Origin of the sequence: Dyella thiooxydans (genome assembly GCF_001641285.1) — a bacterium.
Lineage (GTDB): Bacteria > Pseudomonadota > Gammaproteobacteria > Xanthomonadales > Rhodanobacteraceae > Dyella_A > Dyella_A thiooxydans.
On record NZ_CP014841.1, the window covers coordinates 1,362,937 to 1,387,231 of the forward strand.

Sequence of the window (24,295 nt, forward strand, 5' to 3'; positions counted from 1 at the left end):
CGATGCAACATGAGTCAGGGAAGCCGGACCAAGGTCGCGCCGGCGCATCGGCGATAATCGGCGCCCCGCCGCCCCGGATCCGTGCCCCGAGATGACCGACCCCACCCACCGCGTGCATGGCCTGGCCGGCGACGAGATCGCACCGGACTGGCCCGCCCTCGCCGAGCCGGAACTGACCGGCGTGCTGGCCACGATGCCCGCGGCCGGCGGCCTGCGGCGCGTGCTCTGGCACAGTCCGCGCCCGCTGTCCGCCGCTGGCCTGGTCGAGACCGCGCGGGGCGGCACCGTCTTCGTCAAGCGACACCACGTGAGCGTGCGCGGGGCCGCCACGCTGGCCGAGGAGCATGCCCTTCTGGCGCACCTGAAGCGCCACGGACTGCCGGTGGTCGAGTTGCTCGCCGACCGCGACGGCCGCACCGCCCTCGCGCACGGCGACTGGACCTACGAGGTACACACCGCCGCCCGCGGCGAGGACCTCTATCGCGACACGATGTCGTGGCAGCCGCCCGACCGGCTCGCCCATGCGCGCACCGCAGGCCGCATGCTGGCCCGGCTGCACGGGGCCTCCGCCGGGCATTCCGCGACCCAGCGCGGGACACACATCCTGGTCGCACGCAGCGAGCTGGCGACGGCCGCCGATCCGGTGGCCACGCTGCAGGCGCAGCTGCCGCAGCGCCCCGCGCTGGCTGACTACCTCGCGCGCCGCGACTGGCCGCGCGACCTCGAGCGGTTGTTCGCGCCCTGGCGGGCATCGCAGCCGGCGCTGGCGCGGCAGCCGCGGCTGTGGACGCACGGCGACTGGCACGTCTCCAACCTGTGCTGGAGCGGTGCCGGTGACGACGCCGAGGTGACCTGCGTGCTCGACTTCGGACTGGCCGCAGCCAACTTCGCCCTGTTCGACCTGGCCACCGCCATCGAGCGCAACGCAATCGCCTGGCTGGCGCTCGATGCGGGTAACGCCGCCGCGCGCCCCGATATCGCGCGGGCGCTCATCGCCGGCTATCGCGCGGAACTCCCGCTCGGCGCCGACGAGCTGCACCTGCTCGCCGACCTGCTGCCGGTGGTGCACGTGGATTTTGCATTGTCGGAAGTGGAGTACTTCCACGGCGTCACCCGCTCGGCGCACGCGGCCGACGTGGCCTACGATACCTTCCTGATCGGCCATGCTGCGTGGTTCGAGGGCGCTCACGGACAGCACCTGCTGGCGGCGATCCGCGAGGCGCACTGAGCGGGGCCGCCATCGGCGCGGCTCCCCATCGCACGGGCTTTCATGTTTCAATAGCGGTCTTGAAGCGGGGGTGCCCGGTCGAACGGCCGGGCTGAGAGAGTCCCTTGGAACCTGATCCGGTTCGCACCGGCGTAGGGAGCTTGCAGCAACCATGACGCACGTCCGTGCGTCGTGGTTGCGCCGTCGCTTCGTCCCGCCCCTTCGAGACGACGACGACCATGACCCTGCACCGCACGCCCCTTGCCACCGCCCTGTTCGCCGCCCTGGCGATCGCGCCGCTGTGCGCCCGCGCCGCCGACGACGCCGGCCACGACCCGGCCCAGGCGAAGAAACTCGGGACGGTGCAGGTCACCGCCGACGCCGACAAGGGCTATCACGCCGACAGCTCGCAGGTGGACACGTTCGGCAGCTTCGGCAACGCGCCGCTGCACGACACGCCGGCCTCGGTCACCGTGATCACCCGCGACCTGATCGACGACCGCCAGCCGCGCACGCTCAGCGAGCTGGTGCGCACCGACGCTTCGGTCGGCGACAACTACGCGCCCGTGGGCTACTACCAGGACCTGGCGATCCGCGGCTTCGTGCTCGACCTGGCCACCGCCTACCGCATGAACGACATGACCATCAACGGCGAGCAGCTGACGCCGCTGGAGGACAAGCAGCGGGTCGAGATCCTCAAGGGCCTGGGCGGGCTGGAGGCCGGCATCATCGCGCCCGGCGGCATCGTCAACTACGTCACCAAGCGCCCGGCCGACGTGCGCACTGCCACGCTGGGCACCGACTCGCACGGCTCGCGTTACGCCGCGGTGGACATGGGCGCCTGGCTGACCCCGAACTTCGGCCTGCGCGTCAACGCCGCGCACGAGGACATGCACTCCTACGTCCAGCACACGCCGGGCCGGCGCAGCTTTCTCTCGCTGGCCGCCGACTGGAAGATCAGCGACCGCGCCACGCTTCAGCTCGACACCGACTACCAGACCAGCGGCCAGCGCTCGGTGTCGGGCTACCAGCTGCTCGGCGGCACGACGATCCCGGCGCATCCCAGCAACACCCGCCTGCTCGGCTACGAGCCGTGGCAGCAGCCGGTCGGCATCCACTCCAGCAACACCACCGCGCGCTTCGACTACCGCTTCAGCGACCGCTGGAGCGCCCGGCTCTCGGCCGGCCACAGTCACACCGTGATCAACGACAACGTCGCCTTCGCCTACGGCTGCTTCTACGCGCCGCAGTGCGCCACCGGCGAGTACCCGGGGAATTTCTTCGCGCCCAACGGCGACTACGACATCTACGATTTCCGCAGCCCGGGCGACACCCGCCAGAACGACGAGGTGCGCGCGGTGCTCAAGGGTGGCTTCGATACCGGCAGCATCAGCCATGAAGTCAGCCTCGGTGCCAGCGCCTTCCGCCGCACGCTGGACCAGCGGCCCTACGTCTACGACTACGTCGGCACCGGCAACATCGATCAGGTGATCCCGCCGTACTTCGCGCCTTCGCCGAACCAGCCCGGCCCGTCCGCGCGCACCTTCAGCAGCTGGCAACGCGCACTGTTCGGCATCGACCGCATCCACCTCGGCGAGCAGTGGCAGGTGCTGGCCGGCGCCCGCTTCGTACGCCTGCACGAGCGCGCGTGGGACAGCAGCGGCCAGGTGCTCCAGCGCGATACCCGCCTTAGCAGGACCCTGCCGCAGGCGGCGGTGATGTGGCAGCCGACCGCGCCGCTGACCGTCTATGCCAGCTACAGCGAGAACCTCGCGCTGGGCGCCGAGGCGCCGTACTGGACCAGCAACGGCGGCCAGATGCTGGCCCCGGTGCACTCGCGGCAGATCGAGACCGGCGTGAAGTACGACTGGAGCGACACGCTGAGCCTGCAGGCGGCGCTGTACCGCATCCGCCAGCCCTACCAGTTCGCGCAGCCTGACCACTCGGCGGCCGGCTTCACCTTCGTGCAGCGCGGCCAGGAAGCACACACCGGCCTAGAGCTGGGCGCCGACGGCCGGATCAGCGATGACCTGCGCCTCACCGCCAGCGCGAACCTGATCCAGGCCCGCGCCAGCCACAGCGGAACGCCGGCCTACGAAGGCCATCAGATCATCAACGTGCCACGCCTGCGCACCTCGGTGTACCTGGACTACCGGCTGCCGTTCGCGCACGCGGTCGGCCTGCTGGCCGGCTGGCGCTACGCGAGCGCCAATCCGGCCACGCCGGACGGCCGTGTCCGCGTTCCGGCATACAACGTGTTCGACGCCGGCCTGCGCTACGCCACGGCGTGGGACGGCCACCCGATGGCCTGGCACCTGAGCGTGGACAACGTGTTCAACCGCTTCTACTGGCGCGACACCGGCGGCGCCTACGGCGACACCTACCTGTTCCCCGGCGCGCCGCGGCTGGCGCGGCTGTCGGTCACGGTCGGGTTCTGACCATGTCCTGGGTCGAGTTGACCGGAGCGGTGATCAGCGCCTGGGCGGTGTGGCTGACCGCCCGCCGGCGGCCGCTGTGCTGGCCGGTCGGCCTGGCCTCGGTGCTGGTCTACGGCGGCATCTTCGTCGATGCCAGGCTCTACTCCGATGCCCTGCTGCAGCTGGCGTTCGCCGGCCTGATCGTCTACGGCTGGCAGCGCTGGCGGCGCAACCTCGACGACGACGGCCGGGTGCAGGTGGCGCCGCTGCCGTTCGGCGAGGCGGTGGGGCACACCGTCCTCGGCGTGGCCGGTGCGCTGGCGCTGGGCTACGCCATGCATCGCTGGACCGACGCCGCCCTGCCCTGGCTGGACGCCGCGCTGACCAGCTTCAGCCTGGTCGCGCAGTGGTGGCAGGGGCGCCGCCACCTGGCCGCCTGGTGGCTGTGGATCCTGGTCGACGTGATCTACGTGGGCGAATACGTCTACAAGGACCTGTTGATCACCTCGGTGCTGTACGCCGGCTTCGTGGTATTGGCCATCATGGGGCTGCGCGAGTGGCAGCAGGCGCGTGGCGAGGTGCCCGTCGTCGCGGTCTGAGCCGGCGCCCACGCGCCGGGCATGCGAAGATGGCGCCTCCCGCCCGCACTCCTTTTTCGTTGGACATGGCTTCGAGCAACTACGACTTCCGACAGTTCCAGGCCGAACTGGCCGCACTGGACCAGGCCAGGGAAACGGCGAAACCCGAACCGGCACCGGCCGTCCCGGCCCCTGCGCCGACACCGGTCAAGCGCGGTCGCGGCCGCCCCAGCACCAAGGCCGCCGAGGCCGAGCGGATGGCCCGGGCCCGCGAGGAATTCCTCACCCTGCGCGCGAAATACCAGTTGGGCGTCGGCGACGTGGTGGCGTTCTTCCCGGAAGAGGAAGGCATCGCCTACCTGCAGTCCCTGCTCGCCCAGCCGCAACCGCGCCGCCGCCGCAAGCGGACGGACGATACCGGCGACTAAGTCTCATCCCGGGCCAGGAAGCGGTAACCCACCCCTGGCTCGGTCTTGAGCCAGCGCGGCTCGCCCGGATCGTCGTCGAGCTTCTGGCGCAGACGCCCGATCACGATGCGCAGGTAATGGGTGTCCTGCACGTGGGTCGCGCCCCAGACCTCACGCAGCAACTGTTGCTGGCTGACCACCCGGCCGGCATGACGCAGCAGCATGGCCAGCACGGCGTATTCCTTGCGGGTCAGTGCCACCGGCTCACCGTCCAGTGTCACCTCGCGCCTCAGCTGATCGACCACCAGACGGCCGTCGTCGTAGCGCGGTGCAGCGTCCGGCGCGGTCGTCGCGGCCACCCGGCTGCGCAGCAGCACGCGCAGCCGCGCCATCAGTTCCTGGACGCCGAACGGCTTGGTCACGTAGTCGTTGGCGCCGTTGTCCAGCGCGCGCACTTTCTGCGCCTCGCTGTCACGCACCGACAGCATCAGCACCGGCACCTGGCTCCACTGGCGCAGTTCGGCAAGCACCTCGTGGCCTTCGCGATCCGGCAGGCCGATATCCAGGATCACCAGGTCCGGCGACTGCGTGGCCGCCAGTGCCAGGCCTTCCTCGGCCGTGGCCGCCTGCAGCACCTGATAGCCCTCGGCGCGCAGCCCGATGTCGAGGAAACGGCGGATCTGTGCCTCGTCGTCGATCACGAGCACGCGCGGTGCGGATGCTGTCATGGGCCAGGCTCCGGTGCGGGCGGCAGCGGCAGGACGATGCGGATCACGGTGCCGCCACCCTCGCCGGGCAGCGCCTCGACCGAGCCGCCGTGCGCGCCGATCATGCCACGGCAGATCGACAGGCCCAGGCCGGTGCCCTTGTGGCCACGGTCGCCACGCGAGACCGAATAAAACATGTCGAAAATGCGCGCGCGCTCGGCCTCGGGAATGCCGGGTCCGCGGTCGGCCACGCGAATCACCAGCCGCTCGCCATCCACGGCCAGGTCCACCGTCACCGGCGCACCGGGCGGGGAGAAATGCGCGGCATTCTCCAGCACGTTGAACAACGCCTGCTCGATCAGTGCCGGATGCACGTAGAGCAGCACTGTCGCCTCCGGCAAATGCGTCTCGACCGCCTGCTCCGGGTAATAGCGGCGCAGCCGGCCGATCGCCGCCAGCGCGATCTCGGCGGCATCGACCCAGTCGCGCTGCAGTTTCAGCGTGCCGTGGCCGAGCCGGGTCATGTCGAGCAGGTTCTGGATGTAGCGGTCCAGCCGCTGTCCCTCGCCGAGGATCGACTGCAGCAGTTCGCCACGTTCGGCCGGCGCCAGCTGGTCGTCGTAGCTGGCCAGGGTGCCAGCCGCACCGATCATCGCTGCCAGCGGCGAGCGCAGGTCGTGCGAGACGGAGGACAGCAGCGCGTTGCGCAGGCGCTCGGTCTCGCCCTGCACACGGGCCTGCTCCAGCGCCTCGGCCAGCCGCGCTCGCTCGAGCACGCGCGCGATGTCGGCGAGCATCGCCAGGGCCAGCTCGCGCCGCGGCAGGTCCGGCCCGTCGTCCTCGTCCGTCAGTGACAGCGCCACCAGTCCCGCGGCCGGCGCCAACGGGTCGACCGGCAGCAGCCAGCAGCCGATTCCGGCGAAGTTCGCCTCGTGGCGACCGGCAGCACGCGCATGGGCAGCGACCCAGCTGGCGGCAGCCAGCTCGTCCGGCCCGAGTTCCGGCGCATCGGACGAGGCGGCGACCACCGCCAGCGCCCCCCGCGGATCGGGCGCGAACAGCACGACACCGCCGGAGAGCGTGCGTGCAAGGGTCACCACCGCAGTGTCGCGCACCGCCTGCAGCCCGCCGCAACCGGCCAGCCGCTTGCCGAGGTCGAGCAGCGCACGGGCGCGCCACTGCGCCTCGCGCAGGCCTTCCACCTGGGTCGACAGCCGCGTCGCCAGCCGGCTGCAGACCAGCGCGACCGCCAGGAACAAGCCCACCGCCAGCACGTCGTCCGGCCGCTCGATCGCCAGCGTGTAGCGCGGCTCGGTGAAGAAGAAGTTGTAGCCGACGAAGCAAAGCAGCGCGGTGTAGACCGCCACGGTCATGCGCGTGCGCACCGCCACCACCAGCACCGCGGTGAGGAACACCAGCGCCAGGTTCGCCACCGACAGGTAGCGCTGCGCCACGAAGGCCAGCGCAAAGCCCAGCACCGCGACCGCGGTGGCGAACAGGTAGTCGCCGAGCCGACGGGACGCCGGTGGTGGCTGCGGACGCGAGACGTCGGTCATGCGGTCGGATCCAAGGATGCCGGCCCACGTTAGTGCATCGCGCAGCCCGACGGCGAGGGGTCGCGCCGTGCTGCCCGTCACCCCGCGGTCATCGGCGGAATCCGCGGCCAAGCGGCTAGATCTCCACCTGCGCCCCGAGCTCGATCAGGCGATTGCCGGGGATGCGGAAAAAGGCCGTCGCCGGCATCGCGTTGCGCGCCAGCAGCACGAACAGCTTCTCCCGCCACAGCGCCATCCCCGGCCGCCGACTGCCGGCCACGATGCTCTCGCGCGAGACGAAGAACGTGGTGTCCATCATGTCGAAGTGGATGCCGTTGCGCGCGCACTCGGCCAGCCGCGCCGGTACGTCCGGATCCTCGGCAAAGCCGAAACGCAGGCGCAATCGTGCGAAGCCACCTTCCAGCGGCGTCCACTCGATGTGCTGGTCCTCGTCGGCCACCGGCTCATCCAGCGTCTCCACCGTCAGCATCACGTTGCGCTCGTGCAGCACCTTGTTGTGCTTGAGGTTGTGCAGCAGCGCATGCGGCACGGCATTGCCGTTGCCGGTGAGGAACACCGCGGTGCCGGCCACGCGCACCGGCGGGTGCTCGCTCATGTTCACGATGAACGGGGCCAGCGCCAGACCGCCCTGCTGGATCTCGCGCACCACCAGTTCGCGGCCGCGACGCCAGGTGGTCATCAGCAGGAACACCACCAGCCCCAGTGCCAGCGGGAACCAGCCGCCGGATTCGATCTTGATGATGTTGGCGCTGAAGAAGCCCAGGTCCACCACCAGCAGGCCGGTGCCTATGGCGATCACTGCCGCCCAGCTCCAGCGCCACTGGATGCGCGCCACGGTGAGCGCCAGCAGCGTGGTGATCACCATCGTGCCGGTCACTGCGATGCCGTAGGCCGAGCCCAGGTTGTCCGAGGAGCGGAAGCCGACGACCGCGAGCACGATCAGCACCACCAGCACGCGGTTGATCCACGGCACGTAGACCTGGCCGGACATCTCCTGCGAGGTGTGCACCACCCGCATGCGCGGCACGTAGCCGAGCTGCATCGCCTCGCGGGTCATCGAGAACGCGCCGGAAATCACCGCCTGCGAGGCGATCACCGTGGCCGCGGTGGCCAGTCCGATCATCGGGTACAGCAACGTCCGCGGCACCAGGTGATAGAACGGGTTGGCCACCGTGGCCGGATCCATCAGCACCAGCGCGCCCTGGCCGAAGTAGTTCAGCAGCAGCGCAGGCAGCACGAAGCTGAACCAGGCGACCCGGATCGGCCCCCTGCCGAAATGCCCCATGTCCGCATACAGCGCCTCGGTACCGGTCACCGCCAGCACAACCGCGCCCAGGGCGAAGAACGCCTCGGCATGGTTGTGGGTGAAGAACTCGATGGCATAGGTCGGCAGCAGGGCGTACAGCACCGCCGGATGGCGGGCGATCCCCGACACGCCGAGTGCGGCGATGGCGACAAACCACACCGCGCAGACCGGGCCGAACACCGCACCGATGCGCGCCGTGCCGTGCCGCTGCAGCCAGCCCAGGCCGAGGATCACGCCGACGGTGATCGGCACCACGTAATGGGCCAGCTCCGGCGTGGCGACCTTCAGGCCCTCCACCGCCGACAGCACCGAGATCGCCGGCGTGATCACGCCGTCGCCGTAGAACAGCGCCGCGCCGAACAGGCCCAGCAGCACCAAGCCCCAGCGCAGCTGCGGACGATCCCGGGTGCAGCGCTGGGCCAGCGCCATCAGCGCCATGATGCCGCCCTCGCCCTTGTTGTCGGCGCGCATGATGAACAGCAGGTACTTCACCGACACCACGATGATCAGCGCCCAGAACACCAGGCTCAGGGCACCGAGCACGTTGTCGTGGGAGGCCGGCACGCCGTGGGGGCCGAACACTTCCTTCAGCGTGTACAGCGGGCTGGTACCGATGTCGCCGTAAACCACGCCCACGGCGCCGAGGGCCAGCGCGGCCATGCGGCGCGAAGAAACAGCTTGCATTGCAAAAGCTCCCGGGGGCGGCCAGTCCGGCACCCCAAAACCACGACGACGCCGCCCGGCATCGTCTTGCGTGGCGCACCGCGTATTATCGTCAGGCAGGCATAACGAGGGGATGGCGGATTCGAGCGTCGGCATAAAATCTGCGTAAAAATTGCCGCACTGCGGCATCCTGACGCCGCATACCAGACCCTTTGCCAGAAGCACCCCATGCACTTGACCACCATCAGCGTTGCCCTTCCCCGCGACGTGCCCCACGGTGACCGCACGGTCTCCACAGGCATCTTCAAGACGGCGGTGCACGGCCCTGTGCGTGTGCTGACCGAACAACTGGAGGGCGACGGCCAGGCCGACCGGATCCACCACGGCGGACCGGACAAGGCGGTGTACGCGTACGCGGCCGAACACTACGACTGGTGGCAGCAGGAACTCGGTCGCGACGATCTCGTCCCCGGACACTTCGGCGAGAACCTCACCATCGCCGGACTCGACGAAAACGAGCTTTGCATCGGCGACCAGCTCGCCATCGGCTCGGCCCGCTTCGTGGTGACCCAGCCGCGCGTCCCATGCTTCAAGCTCGGCCTGCGCTTCGGCGATGCCAGCCTGCCGAAGCGCTTCGCCGACTCGCTGCACAGCGGGGTGTACCTGCGCGTGCTGGATCTGGGCATCATCGAGGCCGGCGACCCGGTGCAGCGTGTAGCCCGCGGTCAGGGCCAGATTGCCATCCGCCCGTTGTTCCACGCCTACCTTCACCCGAACGAACCGGCAACGCAGGCGCTGCTGGCCCGCGCGCTGACCGTGCCGGAACTGTCCGCCGAGTGGCGTAGCTCGATCGAACGGCGGCTGGCGCGTCGCCATGCCGATGGCTTGTCCCCCGACAACGGAGATGCACCGTGAGCATCCATGTGATCGCGCGACTGACCGCCCGCCCCGAACACCGCGACGACGTCGCCCGTGCCCTCGGCCCGCTGATCGCCGGCAGCCGCACCGAGCCGGGCAACCGGCAGTACGACCTGTTCGCCGCCGCCGACGGCTCGCCGGTGTTCCACATCGTGGAGGCCTATGACGACGAAGCCGCCCTGCAGGCGCACCGCGACAGCGCGCACCACCGCACCTATCGCGCCACCGTGGCGGACTGGCTGGCCGCGCCGCCCGAGGTCCACGTGCTCGCGCCGCTCGACGTGGCCGGTGCATGAGCGTGATGACGCCAGCGAGGCCGGCCCTGCGCGGCACCCACCATGTCGCGCTGATCGGCTCGGACTACGCGCGCTCGAAGCGCTTCTACACGGAACTGCTCGGCTGCACCGTGCTGGACGAGCACTACCGCGACGCACGCGACAGCTGGAAACTCGACCTCGCCCTGCCCGACGGCACCCGGCTGGAGCTGTTCTCCTTTCCCAAGCCACCGCCGCGGCCGAGCCGGCCGGAAGCCTGCGGCCTGCGCCATCTGGCCTTTGCGGTGGACGACGTGGCCGACTGGCAGAGCTATCTCAACGCTGCCGGCGTCGCCACCGAGGCGATCCGCGTGGACGAGTACACCGGTCGGCGCTTCCTGTTCTTCGCCGATCCGGACGGCCTGCCGCTGGAGTTGTACGAGGTCGGCGGCGTCTGAGCCCCGCCAACAAAAAGCCCGCCGGATGGCGGGCTTCTTGTTTCAGCACGAGGCGATCGCTCAGCCGAGCAGCACGCGGTTCATGCGCTGCACGAAGGCGGCCGGATCCGGCAGCTGGGCACCGGCGGCGATCTCGGCCTGCTCCAGCAGCAGCAGGGCCAGATCCTTCGCCTTGCCCGCGTCGGCCTCGGAGGACACGCGCTGCACCAGGGCGTGCGCCGGGTTCACCTCCAGCGTCGGCTTGGCCTCGGGCATGTCGTGGCCGGCCTCGCGCAGCAGCCTCGCCAGGTGCGGTGCCATCTCGTAGTCGGACAGCGCCAGGCAGGACGGGCTGTCGGTAAGGCGCGCGGACACCTTCACGTCACCCACGCGGTCGCCGAGCAGTTCCTTGAGCTTCGCCAACAGCGGCTCGGCCGCCTTGGTGGCCTCTTCCTGCTTCTGCTTGTCCGCCTCGTCCAGCGGCAGCTCGCCCTTGGCGACGTTCCTGAGCTTCTTGCCGGCGTACTCGCTGAGCGAGCCGACCATCCACTCGTCGATGCGGTCGGACATCAGCAACACTTCGATGCCCTTGGCCTTGAACGCCTCCAGCTGCGGGCTGCCTGCGGCCGCGGCGTAGCCGTCGGCGGTGATGTACCAGATGGTGTCCTGGCCCACCGCCATGCGACCGACGTAGTCGTCCAGCGACACCGTCTGCTCGGCGCCGTCGCCCCGGGTACTGGCGAAGCGCAGCAGCTTGGCGATGCGCTCGCGGTTGGCGCCGTCCTCGGCGACGCCTTCCTTCAGCGTGTTGCCGAAGGCCTTGTAGAAGGTGGCGAACTTCTCCGGTTCGTCGCGCGCCAGCTTCTCGATCAGGTCGAGCACGCGCTTCACGCAGGCCGACTTGATGCGATCCAGGTTGCGGTTCTGCTGCAGGATCTCGCGACTGACGTTGAGCGGCAGGTCGTCGGCATCGACCACGCCGCGCACGAAACGCAGGTAGTTCGGCAGCAGCTCCTCGGCCGCGTCCATGATGAAGACGCGCTTGATGTAGAGCTTCAGCCCCTTGCGCTCGTCGCGCCCGCCCATCATCAGGTCGAACGGCGGCTGCGCCGGCAGGTACAGCAGGGTGGTGAAGCTCTGGCTGCCCTCGACGCGGTTGTGGGTCCAGGCGAGCGGATCGTTGAAGTCGTGGCCCAGCGACTTGTAGAAGCCGATGTAGTCCTCGTCGGAGATCTCGCTCTTCGGCTTGGTCCACAGCGCCGAGGCGGCGTTGGTGCTCTCGAATTCGTCGGTCGGCTGGCCGTCCTTCTCCACTGGCGTACGGATCGGGAAGGCGACGTGGTCGGAGTACTTGCGGATCAGCGACTTCAGCTGCCAGCCCTTGAGGAACTCGTCCTCGTCGGCCTTCAGGTGCAGGGTCACCGACGTACCGCGCTGCGGTGCATCGACCGGCTCCAGCGAATACTCGCCCTTGCCGTCGCTCTCCCACTTCACGCCCTCGCCTTCCGGCAGATCCGCCCGGCGGGTGACCACGGTGACCTTGTCGGCCACCACGAAGGCGGAATAGAAGCCCACGCCGAACTGGCCGATCAGCCGCGCGTCGGCCTTCTGCTCGCCGCTCATCGCTTCAAGGAAGCGCCTGGTGCCGGAGCTGGCGATGGTGCCGATGTTGGCGACCACCTCGTCGCGATTCATGCCGATGCCGTTGTCGCGCACGGTCACGGTGCGGGCCGCTTCGTCCCAGCTCACGTCGATGTGCAGCTCGCCGTCGCCGGCCAGCAGCTCGGGGTGGGCGATCGACTCGAAGCGCAGCTTGTCGCAGGCATCGGAGGCGTTGGAGATCAGCTCGCGCAGGAAGATTTCCTTGTGCGAGTAGAGCGAGTGGGTCACCAGGTGCAGGACCTGGGCGACTTCGGCTTCGAACTTGCGGGTTTCGGCAGGTGCGTTCATGCGTAGAGTTTCCGTGTGGTGCAGTTGCTTGGATATGGCTTGTGCTTCTTTGCCGTCATCCCGGCGAACGCCGGGATCCAGCGGCTTGGATTCCCATCCCGGAGGCACTGTGTCCCGGCGTTCGCCGGGCTGACGGTGAGGAGGATGGGAGGCGTGCCCCGCTCGTCCTCCTGCGCGGCTCTCCGCTGCGGGAAACCGGTGGGACTCAGCGCCCGGTGGCGTTCTGCAGCGCCGCGATCCGCTCGTCCAGCGGCGGATGGCTCATGAACAGGCGCTGCAGACCGGCGGCCAGCGGGCCGGAGATGCCGAACGCGGCGATGGTCTTGGGCAGGGTGCTCTCGCCGTGGTTGCCCTGCAGCCGCTGCAGCGCGGAGACCATCGCACCGCGGCCGGCCAGGTTCGCCCCCGCGGCGTCGGCCCGGTACTCGCGCCAGCGCGAGAACGCCGCCACGATCATCGAGGCGAACAGCCCGAACACCACCTGCAGCACCATCACCGAGATGAAGTAGCCGATGCCAGTCCCGCTGTCGCGGCTGTCGCGCCCGCCCGAGAGCCAGCTGTCGACCACCCGGCCAACGATGCGCGAGGCGACGATCACCAGCGTGTTGAGCACGCCCTGGATCAGGGTCAGGGTCACCATGTCGCCGTTGGCGACGTGGCCGATCTCGTGGCCGAGCACGGCGCGGACCTGGTCGCGGTCCATCTGCTGCAGCAGGCCGGTGCTGACCGCCACCAGCGCGTGGTTGCGGCTGGCGCCGGTAGCGAAGGCGTTCATCTCGGGGGCGTCGTAGACCGCCACCTCGGGCATGCCGATGCCGACCCGCTGGGCATGCTGGCGCACGGTCTCGACCAGCCAGCGCTCGACCTCGTTGGCCGGCTGCTCGATCACCCGCGCGCCGGTGGACATCTTCGCCATCCACTTGGACATCAGCAGCGAGATGAAGGCGCCGCCCATGCCGAACACGGCGGCGAACACCAGCAGCCCGGTCATGCCGCCGTAGCCGCGGGCGGCCGCCCACTGGTCGACTCCCAGCAGGTGGCAGACGATGCTGAGCAGGAACAGGACGGCGATATTGGTGGCGAGGAAAAGGGCGATGCGACGCATGGCTGTCTCTCTGGCAGTCATGAAAAGGGGAACGCGACCGGAGCCGCCTTCCGCTATTCGGGGCGAAACCGCCGGGTTTCAAGACAGGCGACCCCGCATAGAATGCCGCGATGACCTATCGCGGACGCTTCGCCCCCTCGCCTACCGGACCACTCCATTTCGGGTCGCTGGTGGCCGCGGTCGGCAGCTGGTTGTGCGCCCGCCAGGCCGGCGGCCAGTGGCTGGTGCGGATGGAAGACATCGACCCCCCGCGCGAGGTTCCCGGCTCGGCCCGCGACATTCTGGCCACCCTGCCCGCCTTCGGCCTGGTCGCGGACGGGCCGGTGCTGTTCCAGTCCACCCGACGCGCCGCCTACGACGCGGCCTTCGAGCAGTTGCGTGCAGCCGGTGAGGTGTTTCCCTGCTGGTGCAGCCGCAGCGATCTGGCCGCCACCGGCGGCCTCCACCGCGACGGACACTGCATCGCGCCGCCGACCGACGACCGCCCGCCCGCCTGGCGCCTGCGGGTGCCCGATGCCGAGATCGCCTTCGACGATGCGCTGCAGGGTCCGCAACGACAGAACCTGCGCGAAGTCGCCGGCGATTTCGTGATCCGGCGCGTCGAGGGCTACTACGCCTATCAGCTGGCCTGCGTGGTGGACGATGCCTTCCAGGACATCACGGAAGTGGCGCGTGGCGCCGACCTGCTCGACTCCACCCCGCGGCAGATCCACCTGCAGCGGGTACTCGGCCTACCCACGCCCACCTATCTGCACCTGCCCCTGGCCTGCGACGCGGAGGGCCGCAAGCTGTCCAAGTCGGCCGGAGCGGGAGCGGTGGACCCGGCCGACCCGATGCCCGCGTTACGGCGGGCACTGGCCTTCCTTGGGCTGCCGCACGACCCCCCGGCCGCGACCCCGGCGGAACTGCTCTCTGCAACATCGAGATGTTTCAATCGAAACGACTTGGCGCGCCGCAGCAGCCATCCGGACGGCTGAACCGCTATAAAGACCCGATACCCGCCCTGCGGCACCCAGGCATCCCAGCCACCTTCCGAAGGAGATCCAACGACATGACTCAACGCACCGCGCTCGTCACCGGTGGCACCGGCGGCATCGGCACCGCCATCATCCGTTACCTGGCCGGCCAGGGGCATCGCGTGGCGTCGAACTACCGGGATGCCGACAAGGCGGAGCGCTGGCGCAAGACGATGGCCGACGATGGCATCGACGTGCTGATGGTGCACGGCGACGTGTCCGACCCGGTCTCGTGCCAGGCGATGGTGAAGTCGATCGAGGAGCAGGCCGGCCCGGTGGACATCCTGGTCAACAACGCCGGCATCACCCGCGACACCACCTTCCACAAGATGAGCTACGAGCAGTGGACGGACGTGATCAACACCAACCTCAATGCCTGCTTCAACGTCACCCGGCCGGTGATCGAGGGCATGCGTGCGCGCAAGTGGGGCCGCATCGTGCAGATCAGCTCGATCAACGGCCAGAAGGGCCAGTACGGCCAGGCCAACTACGCCGCGGCCAAGGCCGGCATGCACGGCTTCACCATCTCGCTGGCGCAGGAAAACGCCAAGTTCGGCATCACCGTCAATACCGTCTCGCCCGGCTACGTGGGCACCGACATGGTGATGGCGGTGCCGGAGGAGGTGCGCGAGAAGATCGTGGCGCAGATTCCGGTCGGGCGCCTCGGCAAGCCGGAAGAGATCGCCCACGCGGTAGCCTTCTTCACCGGTGACATGGCCAGTTGGATCACCGGCGCCAACCTGGCGATCAACGGCGGCCACTACATGGGCTGGTGATCCTGCGCCATGGGCTAGTGACCAACCGTAGGAGCGCACCCTGTGCGCGACGCTCTTCGCCGACGAGACAAGAAGCATTCGCGCACAGGGTGCGCTCCTACGGATCGAGCAGCTTTTCCATCACCTTGCCGACCGCCGCGAAGGCGAATGCGCCGGTGACGTGGGTGGCCGCCCCAAGCCCGCCACCGCAGGCCAGGTTCAAGGTTTCGCCGCCCGGCGGACGGGTACCGCAGACGGTGCCGTCCGGCTGCGGGTACTGCACGTTCTGCAGCGAATAGACCGCCGAGATGCCGAAGTAGCGGTCCGGATTGCGCGGAAAGCCGAAGTCCTGGCGGAGCTTCTTCCGGATCAGGCTGAACATCGCGTCGTGTTCGGTGCGGGAAAGATCGCGCACGCGGATCTGGGTGGGGTCGGTGCGACCGCCGGCCGAGCCGACGGTGACCATCGGCAGCTTGCGCCGACGGCACCAGGCAATCGCCTCCAGCTTCACCCGGAACGCATCGCAGGCATCGAGCACCACGTCGTAGCCGCGATCGAGCAGGTCATCCAGGGTCGATGGCGTGAGGAAGCGCTCGATCACCTCCAGCCGCAGCGCCGGATTGATCGCATGGAGCCGGCTGGCCATCACGCCGACCTTGGGACGACCGTACTCCCCATCCAGCGCGTGCAACTGGCGATTGGTATTGGAGACGCAGACCTCGTCGGCATCGATCAGGGTCAACCGCCCCACTGCGCTTCGGGCCAGCGCCTCGGCCGCCCAGGAGCCAACGCCGCCGATGCCGACCACGGCGACATGCTTGCCGGCCAGCCGCGACAGGCTACCCACTCCGTACAGACGCTCGACACCCGCGAACCGCTCGCGCAGCGCCGTTTCGGCCGCGCTGCTCATGGCGCGAAACCCGCCCGGACCGGGCCATGGAAAGACCGCATGCAGGACAACTCCGACAGGACAACCGGTGCATTGTAGCGGCGACGGACCGCTGCGCTGATGGCAGGCGCGCCCGCCTCGGCTATGCTCCCCGCACCCCAAACCGACAGGATTCCGGACACATGCGGTCTGCCCTACTCATCGCGCTCGGCCTGGCCATCGGCATCCTCGGCACCGCGTTCGCGATCAGCGCACTGCACCAGCGTACCCCGCTGCCCAAGGCCGTCATGACGGTGATGGCTTATCACATGAGCCAGCTCGAACACTCGGTCAAGACGCAGCAATGCGATGCGACCGCGACCCGTTCGAACCTGGAGCGGCTGCAGTCCGCGGCGCTGGACATCCCGGGCGCCTTCAAGGGCGCCGAGGATCCCTTCATGAAATCGTCCGACAAGCTGCAGGGTGCGCTGCGCGATGCGGTCGCCGCGGCGCCAGGCACCTGCGCGGCGCTGGCCACCGCGCTGCAGCCGGTCGACAACGCCTGCGACGACTGCCACAAGCGGTTCCGCTGACACACCGGAACTCTGCGCCATGTCGAGCCTGCCCCGCCTGTGGATCCGCCTGCGCAATGGGCTGACGCGGCTCGACGACACGCTGTTCGAACACACCCGACCCAGCCAGCCCAGCCTGGCAGCGATGGGCCTGATCGGGGCGCTGTGCATGCTGGCGTACTACCCGGTGTGGAAGTACGCGCTGCCGCAACCCTACGAGAACCTGCCGCTGCGTGTCGCCGGCTGCATCGTGCTGCTGCCGCTGGCCATGCAGCGCTGGTGGCCACGCCGCCTGCGCGCCCTGCTGCCGGCGTACTGGCATCTGGCAGTCACCTTCGTGCTGCCGTTCTTCGCCGGCTACATGCTGCTGCGCAACGGTGGCAGCACGCCATGGCTGCTGATCCACCTGGCGTCGATGTACCTGACCATGATGATGTTCGACGTGGTCGCCTTCGGCGCGATCTTCGTGGTCGGCAGCCTGCTGGCGTGGCTGGCCTGGATGCTCGGCTCGCACGACCCGATGCCGCTGCTGCGACTGCAGCTCTACCTGCCGCTGCTGGCGATGGCGCTGGCGCTCGGCCCGCTGGCCAGCCTGTCGCAGAAGCATGCCGACAAGACCCGCATCCAGGCACTGACCCGGGCCTCCAACAACATCGCCCACGAGCTGCGCACCCCGCTCGGGGCGCTGCACATCGCCGGGCAGGCGTTCCGGCGCTACCTGCCCGACCTGCTGGTGAGCCACCGGATGGCCAAGGAAGCCGGCCTGCCGGTGGCGGAACTGCGCGAGGCGCACCTGGAGGCGCTGGAACGGGGCATGGACACGATCGAGCATGAGGTGGCGCACGCGCACACCGTGATCGACATGCTGCTGATGGCCGCGCGCCCGCTCGACCAGCAGCAGTTGGCGCCGCTGCGAATCCGTCGGCTGCTGGAAGAGGCGATCGCCCGCTATCCCTATGCCGCGCGGGTGGAGCAGGAGCGGGTGCATCTGCTGGAAGGCGATGACTTCGTGCTGATGGGCAGCGAGCCGCTGCTGACCCACGTGATCTTCAACCTGCTGCGCAATGGGCTGTACCACACCGGGCGCGCCGGCAAGGGGGAGATCTCGATCGGGGTGGAGCACGAGGGCCGCTGGGGACGCGTCCGCGTCCGCGACACCGGACCGGGCATCCCGCCCGACGTGCTGCCGCGCATCTTCAACCGCTTCTACTCCTACAGCGAGGACCGGGGCGGCGTCGCCGGGCTGGGCATCGGCCTGGCGTTCTGCCGCGAGGCGGTCGAGCGGATGGGCGGTACCATCACCTGCCGCTCCCGCTGGGGCGAATACACCGAATTCCTGATTTCCCTACCGGCCCGCGATCCCACCGCCCGCGCATGACCCTGACCTTCGACCACGGCCTGACGCCATTCCGGTTTCCCACCACGACGCTGATGGTGGACGACCACGAAACCTATCTCGGCGTGGTGCCGCTGATGCTCGACCCGATGCAGCGGATCCGCAGCTACAGCTCGCCGCGGCAGGCGCTGGCCGACCTGCACCGGGCCGACACCCGCGCCGTGCCGGGCGGCGGCTGGCTGTACCGCTGGCACGAGCACCCCTCGCCCAGCCGCGAGCTGATGGCGCTGGACATGGACGCGATCGTGCGCACGATGTTCGACCCGATGCGCTTCGCCGAAGTCTCGGTGGTGGTGGTGGACCAGGCTATGCCGGAAATGGACGGGCTGGAGTTCTGCAGCCGCATCGACAACCCGTACATCGGCAAGGTGCTGCTGACCGGCCGGGCGGACGACGCCACGGCAATCGAGGCCTTCAACTCGGGCCTGATCGACCGCTTCATCCGCAAGAACGATCCGCGTGCGATGGAAAAGCTGCAGCAGGCGATCGCCGCCCTGCAGGAGCGCTACTTCGAGCGTGCCAGCCGCTTCGTCTCCGAGGCGATGGCGCTCGGCGACGTGCACTTCCTGCGCGACCCGGTATTCCTCCCGGTGCTGCGCGACGTGCTGGCCAGGTTCCCCGCGGTGGAGTGCTACCTCCACGTAAACCCCACCGGGCTGCTGCTGATCGATGCCGACGGCGAAGGGCGCTTCCTGCTGGTGCAGACCGACGACGACCTGCGGACGCACTACGAGATCGCCAGCGACCTGGGCGCTCCGATCGAGGTGCTGTCCGCCCTGCGCGACGCCACCGCCCTGCCATGGTTCGCCAGCCGTGACGGCTACTACAGCGACGATCCGACGGTGGCGCCGGTGCAGATGATCCCGGCCACCACCGTACGCGGCGAGCACTGGTACCACTACGCGCTGGTCGAGGACGTGGCGCAACGCTTCGAGCTGGACCGGATCGTCAGTTACCGTCGCTGGCTCAGGGACCAGGACGACGCACTTCGTGGTTGATACCCTCGGAGCAGTGCCCATGAGGCTGGCTTGCCGCTAGGATGAAGCGGCTCTCCACAGCCCAGGGGCTCCCGATAGTGAAACGACTGCTTGCCTGTTCCATCGCCGCCGCGTTCGCCTGTGCCGCGTCGGCCGCCAACGCACCGAAGACCCCCACGTTCGATCCGCACTACCTTTCCCGCCAGGTCAAGATGCTGTCTTCCGATGCCTTCGAGGGCCGCGGTCCGGCCACCGAGGGCGAGAAGCGTACCGTCGCCTACGTGATCAGCCAGATGAAGGCCGCCGGCCTGCAACCGGCCGGCGTGATGAAGGACGGCAAACGCAGCTGGACCCAGCCGGTGCCGCTGGGCCGCTTCGAGATCACCGGCACGCCGGCGTTCAACCTCATGCTCGACGGCAAGAACGTGCCGCTGGTGCAGGGCGACCAGATTGCCGTGCGCGCGGCGATGGACGGCTCCACCCATGTGGACATCCATGACGCGCCGCTGGTGTTCGTCGGCTATGGCGTGAAGGCACCGGAGCGCAACTGGGACGACTTCAAGGGCGTGGACCTGCGCGGCAAGATCGCCGTGGCACTGGTCAACGACCCCGACTACGAGACCGGCCACGGCGACTTCGGCGGCAAGGCCATGACCTACTACGGCCGCTGGACCTACAAGTACGAGGAAATCGCTCGGCAGGGCGCGCTGGGCCTGCTGATCATCCACGAGACGGCGCCCGCCTCCTACGGCTGGCCCACGGTGAAGAACTCCAACACCAATGCGCAGTTCGACATCGTGCGAGAGCATCCCTCCGAGGCGCACTCGAAGGTCGAAGGCTGGATCCAGCGCGACCTCGCGGTGACGATGTTCAAGAACGCCGGGCTCGACTTCGACGCGATGAAGAAGCTGGCGCAGACCCGCGAATTCAAGCCAGTGACGCTCAAGGGCGAGACCTTCTCGGCGAAGTTCGACGTCGACGCCAAGGTGATCACCTCGCAGAACATCCTGGGCATGGTCAAGGGCAGCAAGCATCCCGACGAGACGGTGATCTACAGCGCCCACTGGGACCACCTCGGCATCGGTGCGCCCGACGCGAAGGGCGACCGCATCTACAACGGCGCGGTGGACAACGGCACCGGCACGGCCGCCCTGCTCGCTCTCGGCCGCGCGTTCGCGCACGCGTCGAAGCCGGAGCGATCGGTGGTGTTCCTCAACGTCACCGCGGAAGAAAAAGGCCTGCTCGGCTCGGAGTACTACGCCAGCCACCCGGTGTTCCCGCTGGCCAGGACGGTGGGCGTGATCAACATGGATGCGCTCGACCCGCACGGGTTGACCCGCAACTTCACCATCTCCGGCACGGCCAAGCTCGGCCTGCTCGACGACCTGATCAAGGTGGCCAAGCAGTTCGGCGAAACCTACTCGCCGGACCCGCACCCGGAGGCCGGCTATTTCTTCCGCTCCGATCACTTCTCGTTCGCCAAGCGCGGCGTGCCGGCAATCTCGTTCGGCTCCGGCGACGACTGGGTGGACGGCGGCGTGGCCGCCGGCGAGGCGGCGGACAAGGCCTACACCCGCGACCACTACCACCAGCCCTCGGACGAGTGGCAGGCCGACTGGTCGTTCAAGGGCATGGCGCACGACATGGGCATGCTCTACACGCTGGGCCGCAACCTGGCGGACTCGCGCCAGTGGCCGGACTGGAGCAAGGACTCCGAGTTCCGCGCCGCTCGCGACGCCACCGACGACCAGCGCAAGTAGGCGCTGGCTGGCACAGCAAACGCAGAGGGCGGCCACTTGGCCGCCCTCTCGGTTTTCTAGGGATGGACCGTCCGCTACAAGCGGACCTTGCCGCGCAACACGTCGAAGAACATCACCCAGTCGCCGGCCAGGCTGTAGAAGGGATGCTTGAACGTGGCCGGACGATTCTTCTCGAACACGAAGTGACCGATCCAGGCGAAGCCGTAGCCGGCCACCGGCGCCAGCCACAGCCAGGCGAGCCGACCGCTGACGATGACCATCGCGATGATCGCCAGCACGCAGAGGCTGCCCGCGAAATGCAGGCGCCGGCACACCGGGTGGCGGTGCTCGCCCAGATAGAACGGATAGAACTCGCGGAAACTGGAGAAACCGGCCATGTGCGCTCCTGCTGACGGCACCAGCCTACGCGCGCGCCGGGGCGAATGCATGACGCGGGTGCACGCGGTGGCTCAGCGCTCCGGCAGGGGGATACGTTCGACCTCGTCGCCGGGCACGGTGTCGAAGCGTCCGCCGCGCCAGTCCGCCTTGGCCTGTTCGATCCGCTCGCGCCGGGTGGAGACGAAGTTCCACCACAGGTGGCGTTCGCCATCCAGCGGCGCCCCACCGAACAGCATCACGCGGCTGGCCGACAACGCCTGCAGCGGCGGCGCCGCGTCGCCCGCCTGCACCGCCATCAGTCCGGGCGACACGTCCAGTCCGCCCCAGCGGACCTCGCCCTCGATCACATGCACGCCGCGCTCGGCGTGCTCGAGCGGCCACTCCAGCGTCGCGCCGGCGTCCAGCCGCGCCTCGACGAAGAACATCGGCGCGAACACCTTCACCGGCGACCGCTCGCCCCACGCGGTACCGGCGATCAGGGTCAGCGAGGCACCCTCGCGCTCGATCCGCGGCAGCTCGGCCGCGTCGTGATGGTGGAACTCCGGCGCGACCTCCTCGGCGTCGGCCGGAAGCGCCACCCACACCTGCACGCCGTGCAGGTTGTGCCCGCTCTCGCGCTCGGCCGGCGGCGTGCGCTCGGAATGCACGATGCCACGGCCGGCGGTCATCCAGTTCACCGCTCCGGGACGGATGTCGGCAAGGCTGCCGAGGCTGTCGCGATGGCGGATCGCCCCCTCGAACAGCCAGGTCACCGTAGCCAGGCCGATGTGCGGATGCGGGCGCACGTCGATGCCGCGACCCGTCGGCATCCTCGCCGGACCCATGTGGTCGAAGAACACGAAGGGGCCGACGTGGCGGGCCTGCAGCACAGGCAGCAGGCGGCGCACCCGGAAGCCGTCGCCCAGGTCGTGCACGCGGCCATCGATCAGCAGCGGGTTGGCATCCATCGCTCGGGTCTCCTCGGCTCGGGTCGTCGACTACATCACCATGCGCGCTGGTATTGCAACGGCACGTCGATCGACGCGCCGAGCGCCTTCGCCGCGCGACGCGGAAAGTAGGGATCGCGCAGGCTCTCGCGCGCCTGCAGCACCACGTCGGCCGCACCGTCGGCGACGATCGCGGCCGCCTGCTCCGGCTCGGTGATCAGGCCGACCGCGCCGGTGGCGATGCCGGCCTCCGCCCGGATGCGGCGCGCGAACGGTACCTGGTAGCCCGGTTCGAGCGGGATCCGCACGCCAGGCACCAGGCCACCGCTGGACACGTCGATCAGGTCGACGCCCAGCTCGCGGACCTGCCTCGCCAGCGCCACGCTCTGCTCGATGTCCCAGCCGCCCTCGACCCAGTCGGTGGCCGAAATGCGCAGCCACACCGGCAGTGCTTCGGGCCACACTTCACGGATGGCAGCGACCACCTCGCGCACCAGCCGCGTGCGGTTCTCGAAACTGCCACCATAGCCATCGCTGCGACGGTTGCTGAGCGGCGACAGAAACTGATGCAGCAGGTAACCATGGGCCGCGTGCACCTCGACCAGCTGGAAGCCCGCATCCAGCGCGCGGCGCGCGGCGGTCCGGAAATCCCCGATCACCTTGGCGATGCCCGCCTCATCCAGCGCTGCCGGAACATGCCAGCCGGTATCGAACGGAAGGGCCGAGGGTGCAACGGTCGGCCAGGCTCCCTCGTCGATACCGAGCGGGCCGCCGCCCTCCCAGGGACGCTGCGCGCTGGCCTTGCGTCCAGCGTGCGCCAATTGCACGCCGGCGAGGGCACCCTGGGCGCGGATGAACGCAGTGATCGGCGCCCAGGCGCATTGTTGCGCCTCGTTCCACAGGCCGACGTCTCCGGGGGAAATCCGCCCTTCGGCAGATACCGCCGTGGCTTCGCTGATCACCAGCGACGCACCTCCGACCGCGCGGCTACCCAGATGCACCAGGTGCCAGGTATCGGGCAGGCCATCGGAGGCACTGTACTGGCACATCGGCGCGACCACGAGGCGGTTGCGCAGGGTGAGCGAACGCTGCTGCAGCGGTTCGAACAGGGACATCGACGAGCCTCCGGACCTGGGCAAACCGCTGAGCTGCTGGCGCGTGGGACAGGATTCAAGGCTCCGGAAGGAACGATCCGGCGAACGCCACGTTTCCTCAGCGCAACCAGCCGGCGATCCGCCCGGCCACCGCGGCCGGAGCCTTCATCCACGCGAAGTGGTCCGGCGGCCGGCCGTCCAGGGCCTCTGCGCCGAGCACGAGCCTGGTTGGCGTTGCAAGCGGCAACTTGGCAAGCAACCACTCCAGCGAGCCAGGCGGCACCAGCCAGTCGTCTTCGAAACGGATGCCCAGCACGGGCAGATCCAGTTGTGCCAACCCCTGCTCAAGGTCGATGTCTAGCCCGCGCGCGGCATAGCGGCCGGTACGTCCGCTGCGCGCCCAGTCGACCGTCACGCCGCGCGCCTCGTTGCCAGCGAAGCCGAGCCATCGCCCAGGCAGGTGGCCGCGCAGCGCGGCCAGCAGCGGTGCTGCACTGTAGGCGATGCGGATCAGCGGGCCGCGCGGAAACATCCGCCAGAACGGAGAACCACTGGCGACCAGCACCAGCCCGGCAAACGACGAAGGATGCATCGCCGCGAACAGTGCCGCCAGTTGCCCGCCCAGGCTGTGGCCACCGGCGACCAGGGGCGCCCCCGGCCATTGCCGGCGTGCAGCGCCCAGGCTGGCCGCCAGGTCCTGCGACAGCAGTTCGCGATAGCCCCAATCGCTGTGTCGACCGGCCCGCTGATCGCTCGATCCGATACCGCGCCACTCGTGGATCGCCATGGCCACGCCCTGGTTCGCCAGGTCATCGGCCAGAGCCAGGTAGTGGCGGGCCGGCACGCCCATCGCAGGCAGCCACAACACCGCCGCCCGCATTGCGCGCTCGTCGGCAGGCGACACCAGCATCAGTTCGGCACGAGTCCCGTCGCCGGATTCGACAGACGACACGCGCAAGGTTGCCGAAGCGGAGAGCGCGTCGCTCATTTCTGCCCTTTCGAGCGCACCAGCCTGACGCCGCCGATGGCCCGGCGGCGGGACGGTCGC

At 69.2% G+C, this 24,295-nt stretch carries 23 protein-coding genes and 1 riboswitch; of the genes, 13 read left to right on the forward strand and 10 right to left on the reverse strand.

Annotated features, from left to right (window positions below):
• The first annotated feature begins 91 nt into the window (after positions 1 to 91).
• From ATSB10_RS06225 to ATSB10_RS06240, 4 genes are all read left to right on the forward strand, one after another.
• The gene (locus tag ATSB10_RS06225) at positions 92 to 1,228 is read left to right on the forward strand and encodes a phosphotransferase enzyme family protein (protein WP_063671326.1); all 1,137 of its coding nucleotides are present in this window, start codon (positions 92 to 94) and stop codon (positions 1,226 to 1,228) included.
• Positions 1,229 to 1,284: 56 nt separating this feature from the next.
• A riboswitch (TPP riboswitch) is annotated at positions 1,285 to 1,383 on the forward strand.
• A gap of 63 nt (positions 1,384 to 1,446) precedes the next feature.
• Complete coding sequence (locus tag ATSB10_RS06230) at positions 1,447 to 3,645, forward strand: TonB-dependent siderophore receptor (protein ID WP_063671327.1); 2,199 nt, start codon at positions 1,447 to 1,449, stop codon at positions 3,643 to 3,645.
• 2 nt (positions 3,646 to 3,647) lie between these two features.
• Positions 3,648 to 4,223 carry a nicotinamide riboside transporter PnuC gene (gene pnuC, locus ATSB10_RS06235; protein ID WP_063671328.1) on the forward strand — a complete coding sequence of 192 codons (576 nt, stop codon included), beginning with the start codon at positions 3,648 to 3,650 and terminating at the stop codon, positions 4,221 to 4,223.
• A gap of 65 nt (positions 4,224 to 4,288) precedes the next feature.
• Positions 4,289 to 4,630: a hypothetical protein gene (locus ATSB10_RS06240; protein WP_063671330.1), complete on the forward strand. Its 342-nt coding sequence runs from the start codon at positions 4,289 to 4,291 to the stop codon at positions 4,628 to 4,630.
• Here ATSB10_RS06240 and ATSB10_RS06245 read toward each other — a convergent pair.
• The 3 genes from ATSB10_RS06245 to ATSB10_RS06255 all read right to left on the reverse strand — a co-directional run bounded on the left by ATSB10_RS06245 (position 4,627) and on the right by ATSB10_RS06255 (position 8,862).
• A complete protein-coding gene (locus ATSB10_RS06245; protein WP_063671332.1) occupies positions 4,627 to 5,337 on the reverse strand; it encodes a response regulator in 711 nt (236 codons plus the stop codon). The genes ATSB10_RS06240 and ATSB10_RS06245 overlap by 4 nt on opposite strands.
• Complete coding sequence (locus tag ATSB10_RS06250) at positions 5,334 to 6,872, reverse strand: ATP-binding protein (protein WP_236886506.1); 1,539 nt, start codon at positions 6,870 to 6,872, stop codon at positions 5,334 to 5,336. The genes ATSB10_RS06245 and ATSB10_RS06250 overlap by 4 nt, the downstream gene beginning before the upstream one ends.
• Positions 6,873 to 6,987: 115 nt before the next feature.
• The gene (locus tag ATSB10_RS06255; protein ID WP_063671336.1) at positions 6,988 to 8,862 is read right to left on the reverse strand and encodes a potassium transporter Kup; all 1,875 of its coding nucleotides are present in this window, start codon (positions 8,860 to 8,862) and stop codon (positions 6,988 to 6,990) included.
• A gap of 207 nt (positions 8,863 to 9,069) precedes the next feature.
• On the opposite strand from ATSB10_RS06255, the gene ATSB10_RS06260 reads away from it, so the two are divergent.
• The 3 genes from ATSB10_RS06260 to gloA2 are packed head-to-tail and all read left to right on the forward strand — an operon-like array spanning position 9,070 to position 10,471.
• Complete coding sequence (locus tag ATSB10_RS06260; RefSeq protein ID WP_063671338.1) at positions 9,070 to 9,756, forward strand: MOSC domain-containing protein; 687 nt, start codon at positions 9,070 to 9,072, stop codon at positions 9,754 to 9,756.
• On the forward strand, positions 9,753 to 10,055 hold the full coding sequence (locus ATSB10_RS06265; protein ID WP_063671340.1) for a putative quinol monooxygenase: 303 nt from the start codon (positions 9,753 to 9,755) through the stop codon (positions 10,053 to 10,055). Before ATSB10_RS06260 ends, ATSB10_RS06265 begins: the two co-directional genes overlap by 4 nt.
• Positions 10,056 to 10,060: 5 nt before the next feature.
• Positions 10,061 to 10,471: an SMU1112c/YaeR family gloxylase I-like metalloprotein gene (gloA2, locus tag ATSB10_RS06270; RefSeq protein ID WP_063671342.1), complete on the forward strand. Its 411-nt coding sequence runs from the start codon at positions 10,061 to 10,063 to the stop codon at positions 10,469 to 10,471.
• A 60-nt stretch (positions 10,472 to 10,531) separates the two neighbouring features.
• On the opposite strand, the gene htpG is transcribed toward gloA2, so the two are convergent.
• Both htpG and htpX read right to left on the reverse strand, forming a co-directional pair.
• On the reverse strand, positions 10,532 to 12,400 hold the full coding sequence (htpG, locus tag ATSB10_RS06275) for a molecular chaperone HtpG (protein WP_063671344.1): 1,869 nt from the start codon (positions 12,398 to 12,400) through the stop codon (positions 10,532 to 10,534).
• Between the two features lie 205 nt (positions 12,401 to 12,605).
• Complete coding sequence (gene htpX, locus ATSB10_RS06280) at positions 12,606 to 13,505, reverse strand: protease HtpX (RefSeq protein WP_063671346.1); 900 nt, start codon at positions 13,503 to 13,505, stop codon at positions 12,606 to 12,608.
• A 110-nt stretch (positions 13,506 to 13,615) separates the two neighbouring features.
• Between htpX and gluQRS the strand changes: the two genes are divergently transcribed.
• Together gluQRS and phbB are read left to right on the forward strand one after the other, a co-directional pair.
• Complete coding sequence (gene gluQRS, locus ATSB10_RS06285) at positions 13,616 to 14,482, forward strand: tRNA glutamyl-Q(34) synthetase GluQRS (protein WP_063671349.1); 867 nt, start codon at positions 13,616 to 13,618, stop codon at positions 14,480 to 14,482.
• A gap of 74 nt (positions 14,483 to 14,556) precedes the next feature.
• Positions 14,557 to 15,297 (forward strand): acetoacetyl-CoA reductase, encoded by a 741-nt coding sequence (gene phbB, locus ATSB10_RS06290; protein WP_063671351.1) that lies wholly within the window; start codon positions 14,557 to 14,559, stop codon positions 15,295 to 15,297.
• A gap of 97 nt (positions 15,298 to 15,394) precedes the next feature.
• On the opposite strand, the gene ATSB10_RS06295 is transcribed toward phbB, so the two are convergent.
• Entirely contained in the window at positions 15,395 to 16,186 is a 792-nt protein-coding gene (locus tag ATSB10_RS06295) for a tRNA threonylcarbamoyladenosine dehydratase (protein ID WP_063671353.1), read from the reverse strand.
• 161 nt (positions 16,187 to 16,347) lie between these two features.
• Here ATSB10_RS06295 and ATSB10_RS06300 point away from each other — a divergent pair, with 161 nt between their 5' ends.
• From ATSB10_RS06300 to ATSB10_RS06315, 4 genes are all read left to right on the forward strand, one after another.
• A complete protein-coding gene (locus ATSB10_RS06300) occupies positions 16,348 to 16,737 on the forward strand; it encodes a cytochrome c (RefSeq protein ID WP_063671355.1) in 390 nt (129 codons plus the stop codon).
• 19 nt (positions 16,738 to 16,756) lie between these two features.
• Positions 16,757 to 18,094 (forward strand): sensor histidine kinase, encoded by a 1,338-nt coding sequence (locus ATSB10_RS06305; RefSeq protein WP_083966106.1) that lies wholly within the window; start codon positions 16,757 to 16,759, stop codon positions 18,092 to 18,094.
• The gene (locus tag ATSB10_RS06310) at positions 18,091 to 19,110 is read left to right on the forward strand and encodes a response regulator (protein WP_063671357.1); all 1,020 of its coding nucleotides are present in this window, start codon (positions 18,091 to 18,093) and stop codon (positions 19,108 to 19,110) included. The genes ATSB10_RS06305 and ATSB10_RS06310 overlap by 4 nt, the downstream gene beginning before the upstream one ends.
• A gap of 77 nt (positions 19,111 to 19,187) precedes the next feature.
• Positions 19,188 to 20,849 (forward strand): M28 family metallopeptidase, encoded by a 1,662-nt coding sequence (locus ATSB10_RS06315; protein WP_063671359.1) that lies wholly within the window; start codon positions 19,188 to 19,190, stop codon positions 20,847 to 20,849.
• A 74-nt stretch (positions 20,850 to 20,923) separates the two neighbouring features.
• Here the strand turns inward: ATSB10_RS06315 and ATSB10_RS06320 are convergent, their stop codons facing one another.
• The 4 genes from ATSB10_RS06320 to ATSB10_RS06335 form a co-directional block, all read right to left on the reverse strand.
• Positions 20,924 to 21,226 (reverse strand): Mpo1-like protein, encoded by a 303-nt coding sequence (locus ATSB10_RS06320; protein ID WP_063671360.1) that lies wholly within the window; start codon positions 21,224 to 21,226, stop codon positions 20,924 to 20,926.
• A 72-nt stretch (positions 21,227 to 21,298) separates the two neighbouring features.
• Positions 21,299 to 22,174: a pirin family protein gene (locus ATSB10_RS06325; RefSeq protein WP_063671362.1), complete on the reverse strand. Its 876-nt coding sequence runs from the start codon at positions 22,172 to 22,174 to the stop codon at positions 21,299 to 21,301.
• 35 nt (positions 22,175 to 22,209) lie between these two features.
• A complete protein-coding gene (locus tag ATSB10_RS06330; protein ID WP_063671364.1) occupies positions 22,210 to 23,268 on the reverse strand; it encodes an NADH:flavin oxidoreductase/NADH oxidase in 1,059 nt (352 codons plus the stop codon).
• A gap of 97 nt (positions 23,269 to 23,365) precedes the next feature.
• The gene (locus ATSB10_RS06335) at positions 23,366 to 24,235 is read right to left on the reverse strand and encodes an alpha/beta hydrolase family protein (RefSeq protein WP_063671366.1); all 870 of its coding nucleotides are present in this window, start codon (positions 24,233 to 24,235) and stop codon (positions 23,366 to 23,368) included.
• Positions 24,236 to 24,295: the final 60 nt, after the last annotated feature.

Excerpts from the sequence above, each read along its gene's own strand:
- ATSB10_RS06330 (WP_063671364.1), bottom strand. The coding sequence starts at position 23,268 with ATGTCCCTGTTCGAACCGCTGCAGCAGCGTTCGCTCACCCTGCGCAAC.
- ATSB10_RS06245 (WP_063671332.1), bottom strand. The coding sequence starts at position 5,337 with ATGACAGCATCCGCACCGCGCGTGCTCGTGATCGACGACGAGGCACAG.
- ATSB10_RS06230 (WP_063671327.1), top strand. The coding sequence starts at position 1,447 with ATGACCCTGCACCGCACGCCCCTTGCCACCGCCCTGTTCGCCGCCCTG.
- ATSB10_RS06295 (WP_063671353.1), bottom strand. The coding sequence starts at position 16,186 with ATGAGCAGCGCGGCCGAAACGGCGCTGCGCGAGCGGTTCGCGGGTGTC.
- ATSB10_RS06240 (WP_063671330.1), top strand. The coding sequence starts at position 4,289 with ATGGCTTCGAGCAACTACGACTTCCGACAGTTCCAGGCCGAACTGGCC.
- gloA2 (WP_063671342.1), top strand. The coding sequence starts at position 10,061 with ATGACGCCAGCGAGGCCGGCCCTGCGCGGCACCCACCATGTCGCGCTG.
- ATSB10_RS06300 (WP_063671355.1), top strand. The coding sequence starts at position 16,348 with ATGCGGTCTGCCCTACTCATCGCGCTCGGCCTGGCCATCGGCATCCTC.
- ATSB10_RS06310 (WP_063671357.1), top strand. The coding sequence starts at position 18,091 with ATGACCCTGACCTTCGACCACGGCCTGACGCCATTCCGGTTTCCCACC.
- ATSB10_RS06335 (WP_063671366.1), bottom strand. The coding sequence starts at position 24,235 with ATGAGCGACGCGCTCTCCGCTTCGGCAACCTTGCGCGTGTCGTCTGTC.
- ATSB10_RS06320 (WP_063671360.1), bottom strand. The coding sequence starts at position 21,226 with ATGGCCGGTTTCTCCAGTTTCCGCGAGTTCTATCCGTTCTATCTGGGC.
- ATSB10_RS06250 (WP_236886506.1), bottom strand. The coding sequence starts at position 6,872 with ATGACCGACGTCTCGCGTCCGCAGCCACCACCGGCGTCCCGTCGGCTC.
- ATSB10_RS06325 (WP_063671362.1), bottom strand. The coding sequence starts at position 22,174 with ATGGATGCCAACCCGCTGCTGATCGATGGCCGCGTGCACGACCTGGGC.
- ATSB10_RS06260 (WP_063671338.1), top strand. The coding sequence starts at position 9,070 with ATGCACTTGACCACCATCAGCGTTGCCCTTCCCCGCGACGTGCCCCAC.
- phbB (WP_063671351.1), top strand. The coding sequence starts at position 14,557 with ATGACTCAACGCACCGCGCTCGTCACCGGTGGCACCGGCGGCATCGGC.
- ATSB10_RS06305 (WP_083966106.1), top strand. The coding sequence starts at position 16,757 with ATGTCGAGCCTGCCCCGCCTGTGGATCCGCCTGCGCAATGGGCTGACG.
- htpX (WP_063671346.1), bottom strand. The coding sequence starts at position 13,505 with ATGCGTCGCATCGCCCTTTTCCTCGCCACCAATATCGCCGTCCTGTTC.
- gluQRS (WP_063671349.1), top strand. The coding sequence starts at position 13,616 with ATGACCTATCGCGGACGCTTCGCCCCCTCGCCTACCGGACCACTCCAT.
- pnuC (WP_063671328.1), top strand. The coding sequence starts at position 3,648 with ATGTCCTGGGTCGAGTTGACCGGAGCGGTGATCAGCGCCTGGGCGGTG.
- ATSB10_RS06255 (WP_063671336.1), bottom strand. The coding sequence starts at position 8,862 with ATGCAAGCTGTTTCTTCGCGCCGCATGGCCGCGCTGGCCCTCGGCGCC.
- htpG (WP_063671344.1), bottom strand. The coding sequence starts at position 12,400 with ATGAACGCACCTGCCGAAACCCGCAAGTTCGAAGCCGAAGTCGCCCAG.
- ATSB10_RS06225 (WP_063671326.1), top strand. The coding sequence starts at position 92 with ATGACCGACCCCACCCACCGCGTGCATGGCCTGGCCGGCGACGAGATC.